Source organism: Williamsia sp. Y853, from assembly GCF_056786495.1.
The window spans coordinates 192,085-206,405 of sequence record NZ_JBXCJC010000004.1; the positions used below are offsets into that span (position 1 = coordinate 192,085).

Here is a 14,321-nt window from a genome sequence, read left to right on the forward strand (position 1 = left end):
CCTTATGGCGTGTAAAAGCCCAGGTCGGCACCGCCAAAAGGCCACATCATCGGGGGTTGACGGGTGTTGGTAGGCCGAGATGATCGCGCAGAGTGTCGCCCTCGTACTCGGTCCGGTAGACCCCACGCTCCTGCAGCAGTGGAACCACGGTGTCGGCGAACTCGTCGAGACCACCCGGAGTGATGTGCGGGACCAGGATGAATCCATCGCTGGCGTCGGTCTGCACGAAGTTGTTGATGTCGGCGGCGACCGTTGCCGGTGAACCGATGAAGGCCTGGCGCCCGGTGACCTCGATGATCAGTTCGCGGGTCGTCAGGTTCTCGGCCTCGGCCCTGGCGCGCCACTCGGCCGCGACAGCCAGCGGGTCCCGATGCATGCGCACACTGGCACGGCCCTTCGCGACCGTGTTCTCCCCGGGTGCCGGATCAACGGCAGGCAGCGGGCCATCGGGATCGTGGTCGGACAGGTCGCGGTTCCACAGCTGTTCGAGGAACTTGATCGCGGTCTGGCCACTGACCTGCTGAAGGCGGATCTCGTGAGCCCGTTCGGCAGCCTCGGCATCGGTGTCACCTAGGACGAAGGTCGCGGCAGGCAGGATCAGCAGGTCCTCTGGCCGGCGGCCGTACGTGGCCAGACGGGCCTTGACGTCCTTGTAGAACAACTGTCCGTCGTCGAGGGTGGAATGGCGCGAGAAGATCGCGTCGGCCTTCGCGGCGGCGAACTCGCGACCATCCTCGGAGTCGCCGGCCTGGAAGATGACCGGACGCCCCTGCGGACCGCGCGGCACGTTGAACTGGCCCGCGATGTCGAACTGGTCATCGGTGTGATCGAAGGTGCCGACGTCGGGACGGCGCAGGTACGTACCCGACTCGCGATCGGCAACCACGTCGTCGTCGTTCCAGGAGTCCCACAGCTCGGTGGCGACCTCCAGGAACTGTTGTGCACGTTGGTATCTCTGTTCCTGGGGCAGATAGCCGCCGCGACGGAAGTTCTGTCCGGTGAACTCGTCCCAGGAGGTCACCACATTCCACGCCGCGCGTCCGGCGGTGAGGTGATCGAGGCTCGCGAACTGCCTGGCGACCTCATAGGGCTCGTTGAACGTGGAATTGATGGTCCCGGTGAGCCCGAGTTTGTCGGTCACCGCAGCCAGCGCTGCCAGCACCGTGAACGTGTCCGGACGTCCGACGACATCGAGGTCGTAGATCAGCCCGTTCTGCTCACGTAGCCGCAGGCCCTCGGCCAGGAAGAGGAAGTCGAACTTGGCGCGCTCCGCGGTCTGCGCGAAGTGGGTGAACGAGCTGAACTCGATGTGGCTGCCTGCAGCCGGATCGCTCCATACGGTGGTGTTGTTGACCCCGGGGAAGTGCGCCGCGAGGTGTACCTGCTTGGTCATCGGTTGATCAGATCCCCTGAGAAGTGATGGTTGGCTGTTGCGTAGCGGTTTGCCGGCAGATCCAGGCCCAGATTCCCGCGCAGTGTGGACGATGTGTAGCTCTCGCGGAACCGGCCGCGGCGTTGCAGTTCCGGAACCACAGCGTCGCTGATCGCCTGCAGATCGTGGGGGATCGCGCCGGGACGCAGCCGGAATCCGGTGATCCCGCTCGCCGCCAGTTCCTCGATCAGGTCTGCCAAACCGGATGCGGTACCGGCGAAGATCAGTGCATCGCTCTGATACTCCGCACCGGCGAGCTCATCGAGACGGGTCCGGCGGTCGGCCGCCTCCTGCGCGGAATCATCAAGGAAGACAACCAGATCGGCGAAAACGTGAACGGTTTCCGCCGCGCGTCCGGCGGTTTCCTGAGCTGATCTGATCGCGGCGATCGTCTCGGTGGCCTGTGCCCCGGTGTGCGGGGTCACGAAGCCGACGTCGACCGACTGGCCGATCAGCTCGTACGGGATCTGCTGATGACCCAGCGCCGCGATCACGGGTTGGCCCTGAGGGGGTCGTGGGGTGATCGCGGGTCCACGGACACTGAAGAAGCGGCCTTCGAAGTCGATGTAGTGGAGCTTGTCGCGGTCGACGAAACGGCCGGTTGCGGCATCTCGGATCTCGGCGTCGTCCTCCCATGAATCCCACAGTCGCCGTACCACTTCGGCGTAATCACCGGCCTCTTCGAAGAGATCTGCGATCAGGGCCTCTGCCGACGGACCGGACAGATCTGCGTACGAGATCTCGGGAAAGGTGCGTCGGCCGAACAGCTTTGCCTCGTGTTGCCGGGCAGAGACCTGCAGTCGGACCCCGGCCCGCCCGGTGCTCACGAAGTCGAGTGTGGCGATCGCCTTCGCCAGATGGAAAGGTTCGGTGTGCGTGACGACAGCGGTGGGGATGATGCCGATATTCGACGTCGACGGCGCGATCCGCGCGGCGATCAACACCGAGTCCAGGCGGCCACTGACCTGGTCGGTCCGGGCGTCGAGCCCGCCGAGTGTGGCGGGCCGCAGTCCGAAGGAATCCTCGATGGTGACGAAGTCGATCAGGCCGCGTTCGGCGTCGGCGATCAGGTCGGCCCAGTACTTGGCCGACAGGAGTTCGGCCGGTCTGGCATCGGGTTCGCGCCAGGCGGCCGGGTGCCAGCCGGCCCCTTCCAGCGCGACTGCAAGATGCAGGCTCGCAGTAGTCGACATCGAAGACTCCTTCATCGGTGATCGGTGGCCGTCAGAGTTGGTACATCTGCGCCAACGACAAGGGTGCCGAAGGTGATACCCGATCCGCGCTCATCGGATCAGCGTGGTTCTAACCATCGCCCGTCGCGCGATTTCGCGGCTGAATGGTTTCACCACCGTCGAGGGAGCAAAGTCATGTCGTTTGTCGGAAAGCTGTTGTCGGTCGACCAGTTGCTGATGGCTGCGGCTGCAGTCCATCCGGAGGCCCCGCCGGCACTGCCGATGATCGAGGCATGTCGGTCAAAGGTCGAGATCGTGCGCGTCGCCGGTGACGACCGGCTGGCCCGCACCGCGTTGTCGCAGGTCGCGATCGAGAACAGCCGCCGGTATGGCGGTACGTCGTGTGGGTGGTTTGCGAAGTTGCGGGTCCGGCCGGGCGACGCCTTTCTGATCGCGGTTGCCGACGGCGTCCCGGTTGCCGGTGGCGAGTATCGGCGCGCAGATGGCCACACCGCCGAGATCACCCGGATCTGGACTGCCGCGGCGCAGCGTCGCCGCGGGCTCGGAAGTCGGATCCTGGCCCGGCTCGAGGCAGAGGCCGCCGACCGTGGGCATCGCCGCGTGCTGGTGCAGACCGGCTCGGATCAGTCCGATGTGCATGCGCTGTTCCGTCGGGCCGGGTACCAGCCGGTGTCGGGCACGGCACTCTCCGGAACCGAGGCCGGAGCCGCCGTGTTGGCCAAAGATCTGGCGGCGGTGCGCGCACCGCTTGCCTTTACGGCATGACCGGATTCGGCGGCGTCTACGTCGGGGGAGAGACCGGCTGGGATTGGCGGGTACAGGGCAGTTGCCGAACCGAGGACGTCGACTCGAACATCTTCTTCCCGCCGGCAGGACGTGAATACGCCAAGGAACGTCGACGTCGCGAAGCCGCCGCGAAGAGGATCTGCGGAAGTTGCCCGGTAGCGAGGGAATGCCGCAGGCACGCCGAGCGATATGGCGAGAAGTACGGGATCTGGGGTGGCCTGACGGTCGGCGAATTGGCAGGCTGATTCGGCTTGCGATGGTGTCACGGTTGCGAGGGCAATTCGAACGGCGCGAGACGCACCACTGAGCCTGGATTCGCGGAGTGACGTCAGATCAGCCCGGCGTCGACACCAAAGTAAGTGCCATCTGAACCGGAATCGGTTTATGTGACCGGTGCATGAGTGTCGTCCCCACGCGAGCAATCCTTGAGGATTGCTCCCGTGATGATCCCCAGGAGATGGTCGGCGCGCGGCGCCGTCGCGGCTTGGTCATTGAGCCACGCGAGTGCTGCGATCAGCGCGAAGAGATCGATGCCATCGATGTCGGTCCGCGCGACGCCGGTCTCCTGCGCCCGGGAGAGCAGTCGCGCGCCCGCCGCGCGTAACGTCACGCACGAGGCATGGAGCGCAGACCCGGGGTCCTCGATGGCAGCCGTCATCGGCGTGATGGCGCCACGATATTCGTGCGTGACCGCGACACACTCGCAAAACCACTCGACGAGTGCGTCCGCGGGCGATCTTGACGCTTCGAGCTTGTCGGCCAGTTCCGTCAGCTCGTGAAAGCTCTTGCGCAGCAAGGCTTCGAGCAGCGCCTCTCGCGTCGGAAAGTGTCGATAGAGCGTGCCGAGCCCAACCTCGGCGCGGCGCGCGATGTCGCGCAGTGACGCGTCGGCCCCTTGCTCGGTCACGACAGTGCGCGCGACCCCGAGTAGCTGATCGTAGTTCTTCCTGGCGTCGGCGCGCATGGTCTCCCTTTGACAAACGGAGCAGTGCTCCATATATTCGGAGCAGTGCTCCGATAGCTTACCCTCCACGCCGGAAACAAGGACCTGACATGAGTGGCGAGCGGGACCATCGGAGTTCACGAAGAGCTGACCGATGGCTCGCTCTACGCCGACACCACACAATCGAGATTCAGATGTTGGACAGAACGCCCGTTCGCACCGAGGTCTACCTATTCGCTCGACACGACGCAGACGGTCGCTTCAGTGAGATCCAAGAAGCGACAGTGTCGTTGTCCGACAACAATATTGACGGTTCTTCCCACTAACAAGCTCTGCGTCACGCATTGCACCTGATCGGTAGAAATGAGAGAACGATGACAACAAGCACGAGCACGATGAAGGCGATCCGGCTGCACGAGTTCGGCGGCCCGGCGGTACTGCGCAACGACGACGTGACCGTTCCCGAGCCAAAGTCCGGCGAGGTGCTCATCCGAGTCCACGCGGTCGGCATCAACCCGCCCGACTGGTATGCGCGTGAAGGGATGCCCAACGTGCCTCCCGAGCTCAAGCCCCCGATGACACTCCCGCTCATACCAGGGACCGATGTCTCCGGCGTCATAGAAGCCGTCGCGACCGATGTCGAAGGTTTCGCGGTCGGAGACGACGTGTTCGGACTCCTCCGGTTCCCAACCTCCTTGCAGGGCAGCGCATACGCTGAGTACGTCACCGCGCCGGCGTCAGACCTTGCTCACAAACCGGCCGCCGTCGACCACGTCCACGCCGCAGGTCTGGCCATGTCGGGCTTGACGGCGTGGCAGTTCCTGATCGCGCTCGGGCACGACCACCCATCCCCGTTCCAAGAGGCTCGGCACCGACCGGTGGCACTCGACAGCGATACCACCGTCCTTGTCAATGGCGCCGCAGGCGGCGTGGGACATCTTGCTGTCCAACTGGCCAAGTGGAAGGGAGCCCGCGTCATCGCCGTGGCTTCCGGCGCCCACCAGAGTTTTTTGCGCGAACTCGGTGCCGACGAGTTCATCGACTACACCACCGACCGACCCGAAGAAGTCGCCGCGGGCGTCGACCTCGTCCTGGACGCCGTCGGGGGTCCCGACAGTCGACGTTTCCTGCGCACCCTCAAACGTGGTGGATCCCTCTACCCGGTCTACTTCGGCGAGTTCGACGACGAGGAGAACGCAGAATTGGGTGTTACGGTCACGTCGACCCAGGTCCGCTCGAACGGTGCGCAGCTCGCCGAGCTCGCCGATTTGATGGCCAACGGAACTCTGCGAGTCGCCATCGACAGCAGCTTCCCGCTGGCGCACGCGCAACAGGCCCATGAACGGGCCGCCCGCGGGCATATCCAAGGCAAGATCGTGCTGACCATCGACTAAGTGCCCGCTCGGCCTATCGAACCTTTGCGCGTCGGAGCCCCTGCCGACATTACCGAAGACGGACTTCGGCCAGCGATGAACGTTTGTGTTGCGAACGAATGCTGTTGTGTATCAACCGGATTGATCGACGATTGCCCTTGCGAATGCATGTTCGAACAGGTAGTTTGGAATCAGTTGCTCATGCAGATATGGCGAGTCGCGAGCAAACACTTCCCCGGAGAATTGGTCACGTCTTATTGGTTCCTGCCTGGAGGTCCCGTTATGCAACTTCTCGATATGGTCGACGACCTGGTTGAGTCGGCACTACCCGCTGACCCGAATCTGGTGGTCGGTGTGGTGAAAGATTTGATCACCCTACGCAACGCGACCGAACATCAACTCGCAGTCTGCGCGGGAATGATCGACCAGTCGGGTATTGCACGCAAAACCGTGTCGACAACATCAAAATTGTTGCAAGCCAACGGTTCAGCACCATCATCGGCGTATCGGTGGATACGTATCGGCGCGGGATTGTCCGGCCTGGATCGGACTGCCGGGTATTCACGCGACGGATTCCTATCGCCCGAACATGTGGACGCGGTGGTCAAAGGGGTCGCGCACATAACCGGCCGATCCGACGACCCGGCGACCGCCGAGGAGAGCGTCGAATATGAGCGGAAACTGTTGAGTCATGCCATCTCCGGATCCACGCCCGCCGCCATCAGCGCCACCGCGCGCGGTATCGGCAACGAGATTGCGAAAGACGCAGGCGGTCTGCCGCCGGCCGAAGACAGCACACTCAACAGCCTCGACTATGTGACCAATTCTGAAGGACGGCTCGTTGGGAAGTTTGATATCGATGCAGTGATCGGGGAAAAGTTGTTCTCCGCCTTGGACTTATGGAGCAAACCACATCCCCAACCCGACGGCAGTAACGACAATCGCAGCCCCACCCAATGCCGCGCCGACGCGTTGCATCAACTCCTGGACTGCGGCGGCGGCGGCCAAATGTTGGTATCGGCACCGCGGACCGAAGTGATGGTCACCATTCCCGCCGATCACCCTGACAAAGCGTCACTGCGATGGATGGGTCCGATCACTGAAGCGACCGCCGCCGCGCTGGCCTGTGACTCGGCGATCACCTCAATCACTCTCGATGGGGAAGAAGTGCCGATTGATCTGAGCCCACCCAAACGCCTGTTCACCGGGCTCGTGCGCAAGGCGATCATCATCCGCGATACATGCTGTGTGAAGTGCGGAGGTCCGGCGACCTGGGCTGATTGTCACCATATTCAACATTTCATAGACGGTGGCCTCACGACCCTCGAGAATGGTTGTCTGTTGTGCCGCAGCTGCCATCAGGCCGTCCACAACACCGATTGGGATGTGATCATGGGATCGGACGGACATCCCTGGCTGATCCCGCCGGCAGCGATCGATCCGCAGCGAAGGCCATTACCGGCCTACAACCGCAGAACACTCACCCTCGCAGCCTGATTCACCGGGCCCGATTGATCGCTCGACCGCTTTACTCTGTCGCACCCGACCTAGCGTCGGGACCGCGCAGGAATATTGACAACTCCATAGTGTGAAAACGCGTAGTGCTGCTGCCCACGGGAAGTCTGCCCCAGTTTCACTGGCGGGCCGGGCGGCAGCACCACCGCGGCCGGCGGTTTGGCGCTGACCTGCTTTATGTTCGATCGCCGTGGGCGAAAGACAGTAAGGTGGACATATGGCCGCACAAGTACCTACCATCGTATTGAACTCGGGCACCACGATTCCCCAACTGGGGCTGGGTGTTTGGCAGGCAACCAACGACGAGACCGAGCTGGCGGTCCGGTCGGCGATCGATGATGCCGGCTACCGGCACATCGACACCGCCGCGGTTTACGGCAATGAAGAGGGTGTCGGCCGGGCCATCGCGAATGCTGGTGTCCCGCGCGAAGAACTGTTCGTCACGACAAAGCTGTGGAATGCCGACCAGGGGTATGAGCCGGCATTGAGCGCGTTCGACAAGAGCTTGTCGCGCTTGGGTTTGGACTACGTCGACCTGTACCTCATCCACTGGCCCCTGCAGGATGACGCGCGTCTGCTGCGGACCTGGGATGCGCTCGAAACCATCGCCGAATCGGGTCGTGCCAAGGCGATCGGTGTCTGCAACTTCGAGCCGCATCACCTGGAATTGCTGGTGAGCCGCGGCGGACTACCCGCCGTCGATCAGGTCGAACTCCATCCGCACCTACCTCAGCAGGCGGTCCGGGCGGCAGCCGCAAAGCACGGGATCGCGGTCGAATCGTGGAGTCCACTTGGCGGAACCAGCAATTCTGGCTGGGGACCGAACTCCAAGCCGAACACATTGCTCACCGACCCGATCATCGCGCGGGTGGGGGAGCAGTACGGCAAATCGCCCGCGCAGGTTCTCATCCGCTGGCATCTGCAGAACGGGCTCATCGTCATTCCGAAATCGGTCAATCCGGACCGAATTGCTCAGAACATCAACGTATTCGACTTCGAACTCAGTGACGCAGACCTCGCTGACATCGCGACCCTCGACGACGGCGTTCGTGTGGGTGCACATCCCGACGAGCTCAACATCGGCGCGCCGGAGTAACCCCCGGCCGGCACACCTCTCGGTCTTCGAAAACCGGCGGAGTCGGTGCCCGGAACGACCGCTACGTGAAGAGTTCTGTGCCTCACCGTGATTCGAGTACCAGTCCGGTTCCGGATCGCTCAGAGAGATCCGTCGCGGTGACGTCGGACCTTCGCGCGGTTACCGCAGGCTTCCATGGAACACCATCTCCGCGTGCCGCTGCGCGTGGTGTCCAAAAACCAGAGCACGCATCCGCCGCAAGGCTTGATGCGGTGTGGTTGGGTTCTGAGTAGATCGACCAACGTGTGCGCAGCGTTCCATGCCAGCCACTGGTGAGGGTCGTCCACTTCGGTGACGCTGTGGACGCCGGCGGCATCGACCCTGTCTCTGAGATGACCGCGAGCTAGCAACGTATTGAGGGCGTCGTAGTCGGCGGAGTCGGAAGGTCGTGTCAGCGCCGTCCGAATGGCACAGCGAGCTGAAACAAGTGCTTGCGTGGCGCGCCGAAGGTCGGGAACCTCTGGACCACCATGAGATGCCATCCACTCGGTTACGAAGTCGGGGTCCTCCAGGGCGTCATGCGACTCGCCGGAAATTACCCACAACGTGTTGGCCAGGTCCAACGGCAATGGCTCCCCCGTGAGCGGTCGATTCACCACCTCGGAAGTATATCCGCCACCCGCCGTAACCGTCGTCAGGCAATTAGCTCCGCCAGCGCGAACGGTGTTGTAGCTGTTGACGCCTTCAATGTAACCGTCTAACTTCATATAGACAGAATAGCCATCGAGGAATCACTTGGAGGAACGCAATGACCACGACGACACCACACTTGTCGACCGGACATGTCGGCCTGAACGTCACCGATGCCGACCGTTCCACCAGCTTTTATCAGCAGGTCTTCGGATGGGACGTGAAGGGCGAGGGCACCGACGGTGATCGGCGCTGGGTGTTTCTCGGCGACGACAACGCGTTGCTTGTCACGCTGTGGCAGCAGAGCGAGGGTCGTTTCAACCCCGCCGCCCCCGGTCTGCACCACCTCTCGTTCCAGGCGACAGATATCGACCAGGTTCGGGCGATCGAAACGCGCCTCCGCGAGCTGGGCACCGCGCTGTACTACGACGGCGTCGTCCTGCATGGCGAGGGAGCGTCGTCCGGTGGCATCTTCTTCGAAGATCCAGACGGAACGCGGCTCGAGGTTTACACCCCTTCCGGCCTGGGTGAACATGCCTTCGCGCCGTCCGGCGCCGCACCGACCTGCGGCTTCTTCTGACCATTGAGGATTCCGATGTCAACTTTTCATGACGGAGAACTGCGTGTGCAGGCTCGGGCGGGTGAACTCGAGATCGCATCCCGGGTCGGTCGAGGAATGATCCAGCCAGAAATCCCCGAGGTCGCGGCCGAGTTCCTAGGACAGCAGCGCCTGCTGTTCGTGGGGCACCGCGCCCTCGGTGGCGCAGTATGGGCCAGCGTCCTGGCCGGTGATCCCGGCTTCATCTCCACACCGGATAGCCGCACCGTCCGGGTGGACGCTCAACCGTCGGCCGGTGACCCCCTCGAGAGTTCACTGGCCGAGGGACCGCTGGCGCTGGGCTTGCTCGCGATCGAACCCGGGACCCGTCGGCGCATGCGCATCAATGGGATCGGCCGAATGAATGCCGGCGTGCTGGAACTACACACGGAGCAGGTCTACGCCAACTGCCCCAAATACATCAGCACCCGCGAGCCCGATGGAGCTCTGGCAGAGTCGGATTCGAGTGAGCGTCAGGTCAGGCACTTCGACCGAATCGACAGCTCACAAAGCGAACTCATCCGTCGTGCCGACACGTTCTTCGTCGCCACCAGCCACGAGGGTTTCGGCGCGGACGTCTCGCACCGCGGAGGTGATCCCGGATTCGTCACCGTCGTCGACGAGCATCACCTGAGTTGGCCGGATTACCGCGGCAACTCGATGTACAACACTCTCGGCAACCTCGACGCCGACCCGCACGCCGGACTCCTGTTTGTGAATTGGGATACCGGCGACGTGCTTCAGCTGACCGGAGCCGCCGTCACCGACTGGTCTGCAGATCGTGCCGCCGCGGTCCCCGGCGCCCGGCGCATCGTCGACTTCGCCCTCGACCATGCGGTGGAAGTGCCCGGAGCGCTCGGGGGCCGCTGGTACCTGGAGGCACTGGCGCGCACCAACCCGCCGGCCGCCGAGCCCTCCGACACCTCTTTCCGCTGAATCTATTGAGCAGGAAGGGAACTCACGAAGGTTTGCGCACCGGTTGGTGTTCGGTTTCGAGCTGCTCATGGCCGGCCGCCCAGGAGGCGAGCAGTTTCAGTGCATCGGCGGTGGGTGTGCCCGCGGCCGCGGTGTAGATGTTGAGATGTAGGCCCGGTTCGGAAGGGAACTCCATGCTTTCGAAGTCCAGGTCGAGTTGGCCGACAATGGGGTGGCGCAAGCGTTTACGGCCGCTCCGATGGAAACGAACGTCTTGTGAGGCCCAACGTTTGCGGAACAATTCGCTCTGTGTGGACAGTTCCCCGACGAGTGCGATGAGGCCCTTGTCGTGGGGGTTGCGGCCGGCTTCGAGCCGGAGCATGGCAGCGGCGTCTCTGGCGATCTGGTCGTAGTCGACAAAGAACTCTTCGGCAGCGCTGGGCTGCAGGTAGACAAATCGCGTGGTGTTGGTCGGGCGGCGGGGGTCGGCCAGTACCGGTGAGTAGAGCGCGCGGGCCAGCTGGTTCATCGCGATGATGTCGTGGCGGCCATTGCGAACCCAGGCCGGTGCGTCCGTGATGGCGTCGAGCACCTGTTGGATCGCCGGGCGAACGGTGGTCGGTGGGGTCCGTTGGCGGCGGGTCGCCGAACTCTCCTGAGACTGGCGGGCGAGCGCGAACAGGTGATCGCGTTCGGCCTCGTCCAGTTGCAATGCGCCGGCCAGGGAACCAAGGACGCTGTCGGAGGCACCGGAGAGGTTTCCCCGTTCCATCCGCACGTAATAGTCGACCGACACGCCTGCCAGCAGGGACACCTCCTCGCGGCGCAGACCCTTGACCCGGCGGTTGCCGCCGTAGGCAGGAAGGCCGGTCTGCTCGGGGGTGATACGCGCACGCCGCGAGCTGAGAAAATCGCGGATCTCGGTGCGCAGCTCGGCGGAACTCATGTCTCCACCGTAGGCATCGCCGCGAATCCAAGGGAGGTACTGGCGTTACCCGGCACAACTGTGACTCCAGAAAACGGCAGGACAGAGGGCAACCGGAGTGTATGAAAGCCACATATATGTACGGTGCCGGAGATGTCCGGGTCATCGACGTACCTATGTGGCGATGTATTCGCCAGAGACATTGAAGGTTGCGCTCCGGCCGTGACCGCACCGCCGAAACCAGGTACTCGCAGTCACTGTCTGGGGGTGCGGTAGAAGGCTACGGTGGAATTCATGGCTCCTTCAAATTATGTTCTCAACAATGGAATCACACTGCCGTCAATAGGTTTTGGGGTATTTCAGACACCGCCAGATGAGACGACTACCGCAGTGTCCACCGCGCTGGAGGTCGGCTACCGCCACATCGACACCGCGGGTGCCTACCTCAACGAGCAGGGTGTCGGTGAAGCGATCAGCCGGTCGGACCTCGACCGGTCGGACATCTTCATCGAGACCAAGGTCTGGATCAGCGACTACGGGTATGACGCGACACTGCACGCGTTCGACAAGGCCGCAGGCAAACTCCGGGTCGATCAGATCGATCTGCTGATCTTGCATCAGGCGTTGCCGAGCGAGTTCGATCTCACGATCGACGCGTACAAGGCGCTGGAAAAGTTGTTGTCCGACGGCAAGGTTCGCGCCATCGGTGTCAGCAACTTCATGCGTGAGCACCTCACCCGCCTGTTGGACGCGACATCGGTTGTGCCCGCGATCAACCAGATCGAGGTGCACCCCTACTTCCAGCAACCCGATGTGCTCGCAGCCGACGCCGAGCACGGGATCCTCACGCAGGCGTGGTCTCCGATCGGCGGCATCACCTTCTACCGCGACGGGTCGAAAGGCTCGACACTCAAGGACCCGACCATCGTCGCGATCGCGAAGGCGCATGACAAGACTGCGGCTCAGGTGATGCTGCGGTGGCATGTGCAGCAAGGGCGGCAGGTCATCCCGAAGTCGGTGACACCATCACGGATCGCAGAGAACTTCGACATCTTCGACTTCGAACTCTCCGCCGACGAACTCACCGCCATCGACGCACTCGACACCGGTATACGCGGTGGCCCCGAACCCGAGGCGATCACTCGTGAGTCCTTTGGCATGAACATCCCGGAGGCCTGATCCTTCATGGACATCGATCCACGTATACCGACCACCAAGAATCCACCCGAGTACTTCACCGGCGACGTCTGGCTCGACCCGATTGCCAAACCCCGCGAGGGCGGCCAGCGGATGACCGTCGCGATGGTGCGGTTTGCGCCCGGCGCCCGCACCGCGTGGCACTCCCACGCTCTGGGTCAGACCTTGCACATCACCTCGGGCATTGCCTGGGTGCAGTCGCGCGGCGGACCGAAGATCGAGGCGCGGACCGGGCAAACGCTGTACTGTCCTCCCGGCGAGGAGCATTGGCACGGAGCTGCGCCGGATTCGTTCATGGAACATCTGGCGATGCTCGACAACGCCGACGATCCGGCCGAGACCACGACCTGGCTCGAACACGTCACCGATGAGGAGTATTTCGACGTATGACCGACAACCCGGCACTCATCGAGTTAATCTCGGAACACAGCCGCGGCACCCTCGCCACGATCCGGAGCAGCGGGGTGCCGCAATTATCCACGGTGGCTTACTCATTCGACCCACGCGAGCGTGTCTTCCGGATCTCGTCCACCGATGGACGGGCGAAAGTCGCCAATCTGCGCCGTGATCCGCGCGCGAGTTTTCAGGTCAGCAGCGAGGACGGTTGGTCGTATGTGGTCGCCGAGGGTCGGGTGGAACTGAGCCCGGTCGCCGCACAGGCAACCGACGACGACACGATCTCGGAACTGATCGACCTCTACCGCGACATCTCCGGTGAACACCCCGACTGGGACGAGTATGCCCAGGCGATGGTGGACGAACGTCGACTGGTGATCCGCCTATACGCCGAACGTTTCTACGGCCAGGTCAGCTGAGCAGGGCTCCGCTGATCTGGGCTCGCGACCGGATGTCGTCGGGGCCCAGATCGTGGAGTGCATCGAGGTAGGCAACCGCGAAGGATCCTGGCGCCGAGGTCTTTTCGGCGGCGATCTCTGCCGCGACCGCAACGTGGGTGTGCGCGGACACCGCGGCCGTCAATCCGTTGGGGGTGACTGCGGCATATGCCGCGACCAGCGCGCCCAATGAGCATCCGGTGCCGGTGACCTTGGTCAGCAGTGAATGTCCGCCGCCCACCTTGACCAGGTTGTGGGTGGTGCCGGTGGCGCCGACAACGTGATCGACAGGGCCGGAGGCCGAGACGGCGTCAGCGGAAGCGAGCAGGGCCCGAGCCGCTTCCACTGCTGCGGCCGGATCGGCCGAGCTGTCGACGCCGCGGCCGCCACCATCGAGGCCGTGCAGGCCGATGACCTCAGATGCGTTGCCGCGGATCACTCTCGGGTGCTGGGCCAGCAGTTCTCGGGCGAGCTCGCCGCGCCAGGGCAGTCCGCCGGCGCCGATCGGATCGAGTACCCATGGTGTGCCGGATTCGTGGGCCGAGGTCGCGGCGGCGACGTATGAGTCGTGCAGGGCCGACTGGGGTGTTCCGAGGTTGATGAGCACTGCGTCGGCGACTCCGGCGAAGAGGCCGGCCTCTTCCACGTTGTCGACCATGGCCGGGCTGGCGCCTGCGGCGAGTAGGACGTTGGCGGTGAACCCGGCTGCCACGTAGTTGGTCAATGCGTGCACCAGCGGTGTCCGCGAACGCAATTCGAGCAGCGCGTCGATGACCGCATCGACGTCGGGTACGCGGGTCGGTTCGAGCGTGGTCATGGTCTGTCCTTCGTGTCGGGGAGTGATGG

16 protein-coding genes are annotated in these 14,321 nt (G+C 63.5%); 10 read left to right on the forward strand and 6 right to left on the reverse strand.

Going from position 1 to position 14,321, the window contains the following annotated elements; all coding sequences use genetic code 11:
* Positions 1-46: 46 nt before the first annotated feature.
* Both AC1TPF_RS21420 and AC1TPF_RS21425 read right to left on the reverse strand, forming a co-directional pair.
* Positions 47-1,393, reverse strand: coding sequence for an NtaA/DmoA family FMN-dependent monooxygenase (locus AC1TPF_RS21420; protein WP_482145248.1), 1,347 nt, complete (start codon positions 1,391-1,393; stop codon positions 47-49).
* Positions 1,390-2,625, reverse strand: coding sequence for an LLM class flavin-dependent oxidoreductase (locus AC1TPF_RS21425; protein WP_482145249.1), 1,236 nt, complete (start codon positions 2,623-2,625; stop codon positions 1,390-1,392). The genes AC1TPF_RS21420 and AC1TPF_RS21425 overlap by 4 nt, the downstream gene beginning before the upstream one ends.
* A 174-nt stretch (positions 2,626-2,799) precedes the next feature.
* Between AC1TPF_RS21425 and AC1TPF_RS21430 the strand changes: the two genes are divergently transcribed.
* Together AC1TPF_RS21430 and AC1TPF_RS21435 are read left to right on the forward strand one after the other, a co-directional pair.
* Positions 2,800-3,390: a GNAT family N-acetyltransferase gene (locus tag AC1TPF_RS21430; protein ID WP_482145250.1), complete on the forward strand. Its 591-nt coding sequence runs from the start codon at positions 2,800-2,802 to the stop codon at positions 3,388-3,390.
* Positions 3,387-3,656, forward strand: coding sequence for a WhiB family transcriptional regulator (locus tag AC1TPF_RS21435; protein WP_482141033.1), 270 nt, complete (start codon positions 3,387-3,389; stop codon positions 3,654-3,656). The genes AC1TPF_RS21430 and AC1TPF_RS21435 overlap by 4 nt, the downstream gene beginning before the upstream one ends.
* A 137-nt stretch (positions 3,657-3,793) precedes the next feature.
* Here AC1TPF_RS21435 and AC1TPF_RS21440 read toward each other — a convergent pair whose 3' ends face one another.
* Positions 3,794-4,375 (reverse strand): TetR/AcrR family transcriptional regulator, encoded by a 582-nt coding sequence (locus AC1TPF_RS21440; protein ID WP_482145251.1) that lies wholly within the window; start codon positions 4,373-4,375, stop codon positions 3,794-3,796.
* Positions 4,376-4,728: 353 nt separating this feature from the next.
* Here AC1TPF_RS21440 and AC1TPF_RS21445 point away from each other — a divergent pair, with 353 nt between their 5' ends.
* The 3 genes from AC1TPF_RS21445 (at position 4,729) to AC1TPF_RS21455 (ending at position 8,338) form a co-directional block, all read left to right on the forward strand.
* Positions 4,729-5,748, forward strand: coding sequence for an NADP-dependent oxidoreductase (locus AC1TPF_RS21445; protein ID WP_482145252.1), 1,020 nt, complete (start codon positions 4,729-4,731; stop codon positions 5,746-5,748).
* Positions 5,749-6,009: 261 nt separating this feature from the next.
* On the forward strand, positions 6,010-7,224 hold the full coding sequence (locus tag AC1TPF_RS21450; protein ID WP_482145253.1) for an HNH endonuclease: 1,215 nt from the start codon (positions 6,010-6,012) through the stop codon (positions 7,222-7,224).
* A gap of 235 nt (positions 7,225-7,459) precedes the next feature.
* Entirely contained in the window at positions 7,460-8,338 is an 879-nt protein-coding gene (locus tag AC1TPF_RS21455) for an aldo/keto reductase (protein WP_482145254.1), read from the forward strand.
* 119 nt (positions 8,339-8,457) lie between these two features.
* Here AC1TPF_RS21455 and AC1TPF_RS21460 read toward each other — a convergent pair whose 3' ends face one another.
* On the reverse strand, positions 8,458-9,084 hold the full coding sequence (locus AC1TPF_RS21460) for a CGNR zinc finger domain-containing protein (protein ID WP_482145255.1): 627 nt from the start codon (positions 9,082-9,084) through the stop codon (positions 8,458-8,460).
* Between the two features lie 41 nt (positions 9,085-9,125).
* Here AC1TPF_RS21460 and AC1TPF_RS21465 point away from each other — a divergent pair, with 41 nt between their 5' ends.
* A complete protein-coding gene (locus AC1TPF_RS21465; RefSeq protein ID WP_482145256.1) occupies positions 9,126-9,587 on the forward strand; it encodes a VOC family protein in 462 nt (153 codons plus the stop codon).
* 15 nt (positions 9,588-9,602) lie between these two features.
* Positions 9,603-10,541, forward strand: coding sequence for a pyridoxamine 5'-phosphate oxidase family protein (locus AC1TPF_RS21470; RefSeq protein ID WP_482145257.1), 939 nt, complete (start codon positions 9,603-9,605; stop codon positions 10,539-10,541).
* Positions 10,542-10,563: 22 nt separating this feature from the next.
* Here AC1TPF_RS21470 and AC1TPF_RS21475 read toward each other — a convergent pair whose 3' ends face one another.
* Positions 10,564-11,466: a helix-turn-helix domain-containing protein gene (locus tag AC1TPF_RS21475; RefSeq protein ID WP_482141016.1), complete on the reverse strand. Its 903-nt coding sequence runs from the start codon at positions 11,464-11,466 to the stop codon at positions 10,564-10,566.
* 273 nt (positions 11,467-11,739) lie between these two features.
* Here AC1TPF_RS21475 and AC1TPF_RS21480 point away from each other — a divergent pair, with 273 nt between their 5' ends.
* From AC1TPF_RS21480 to AC1TPF_RS21490, 3 genes are read left to right on the forward strand one after another with little or no spacing between them, the layout of a single operon-like run.
* Entirely contained in the window at positions 11,740-12,624 is an 885-nt protein-coding gene (locus AC1TPF_RS21480) for an aldo/keto reductase (RefSeq protein WP_482145258.1), read from the forward strand.
* 6 nt (positions 12,625-12,630) lie between these two features.
* Positions 12,631-13,032 (forward strand): (R)-mandelonitrile lyase, encoded by a 402-nt coding sequence (locus tag AC1TPF_RS21485; protein ID WP_482145259.1) that lies wholly within the window; start codon positions 12,631-12,633, stop codon positions 13,030-13,032.
* Positions 13,029-13,457, forward strand: a complete 429-nt coding sequence (locus AC1TPF_RS21490; protein WP_482145260.1) for a PPOX class F420-dependent oxidoreductase — start codon at positions 13,029-13,031, stop codon at positions 13,455-13,457. The genes AC1TPF_RS21485 and AC1TPF_RS21490 overlap by 4 nt, the downstream gene beginning before the upstream one ends.
* Here AC1TPF_RS21490 and thiM read toward each other — a convergent pair.
* Positions 13,450-14,292, reverse strand: coding sequence for a hydroxyethylthiazole kinase (thiM, locus tag AC1TPF_RS21495; RefSeq protein WP_482145261.1), 843 nt, complete (start codon positions 14,290-14,292; stop codon positions 13,450-13,452). The two genes, AC1TPF_RS21490 and thiM, sit on opposite strands and share 8 nt — an antisense overlap.
* Between the last annotated feature and the right edge of the window lie 29 nt (positions 14,293-14,321).

What these genes read in the sequence shown, in the direction of transcription:
- AC1TPF_RS21465 (WP_482145256.1), top strand. Translation starts at nt 9,126, where the DNA reads ATGACCACGACGACACCACACTTGTCGACCGGACATGTCGGCCTGAAC.
- AC1TPF_RS21435 (WP_482141033.1), top strand. Translation starts at nt 3,387, where the DNA reads ATGACCGGATTCGGCGGCGTCTACGTCGGGGGAGAGACCGGCTGGGAT.
- AC1TPF_RS21440 (WP_482145251.1), bottom strand. Translation starts at nt 4,375, where the DNA reads ATGCGCGCCGACGCCAGGAAGAACTACGATCAGCTACTCGGGGTCGCG.
- AC1TPF_RS21460 (WP_482145255.1), bottom strand. Translation starts at nt 9,084, where the DNA reads ATGAAGTTAGACGGTTACATTGAAGGCGTCAACAGCTACAACACCGTT.
- thiM (WP_482145261.1), bottom strand. Translation starts at nt 14,292, where the DNA reads ATGACCACGCTCGAACCGACCCGCGTACCCGACGTCGATGCGGTCATC.
- AC1TPF_RS21455 (WP_482145254.1), top strand. Translation starts at nt 7,460, where the DNA reads ATGGCCGCACAAGTACCTACCATCGTATTGAACTCGGGCACCACGATT.
- AC1TPF_RS21425 (WP_482145249.1), bottom strand. Translation starts at nt 2,625, where the DNA reads ATGTCGACTACTGCGAGCCTGCATCTTGCAGTCGCGCTGGAAGGGGCC.
- AC1TPF_RS21430 (WP_482145250.1), top strand. Translation starts at nt 2,800, where the DNA reads ATGTCGTTTGTCGGAAAGCTGTTGTCGGTCGACCAGTTGCTGATGGCT.
- AC1TPF_RS21445 (WP_482145252.1), top strand. Translation starts at nt 4,729, where the DNA reads ATGACAACAAGCACGAGCACGATGAAGGCGATCCGGCTGCACGAGTTC.
- AC1TPF_RS21485 (WP_482145259.1), top strand. Translation starts at nt 12,631, where the DNA reads ATGGACATCGATCCACGTATACCGACCACCAAGAATCCACCCGAGTAC.
- AC1TPF_RS21490 (WP_482145260.1), top strand. Translation starts at nt 13,029, where the DNA reads ATGACCGACAACCCGGCACTCATCGAGTTAATCTCGGAACACAGCCGC.
- AC1TPF_RS21480 (WP_482145258.1), top strand. Translation starts at nt 11,740, where the DNA reads ATGGCTCCTTCAAATTATGTTCTCAACAATGGAATCACACTGCCGTCA.
- AC1TPF_RS21475 (WP_482141016.1), bottom strand. Translation starts at nt 11,466, where the DNA reads ATGAGTTCCGCCGAGCTGCGCACCGAGATCCGCGATTTTCTCAGCTCG.
- AC1TPF_RS21450 (WP_482145253.1), top strand. Translation starts at nt 6,010, where the DNA reads ATGCAACTTCTCGATATGGTCGACGACCTGGTTGAGTCGGCACTACCC.
- AC1TPF_RS21420 (WP_482145248.1), bottom strand. Translation starts at nt 1,393, where the DNA reads ATGACCAAGCAGGTACACCTCGCGGCGCACTTCCCCGGGGTCAACAAC.
- AC1TPF_RS21470 (WP_482145257.1), top strand. Translation starts at nt 9,603, where the DNA reads ATGTCAACTTTTCATGACGGAGAACTGCGTGTGCAGGCTCGGGCGGGT.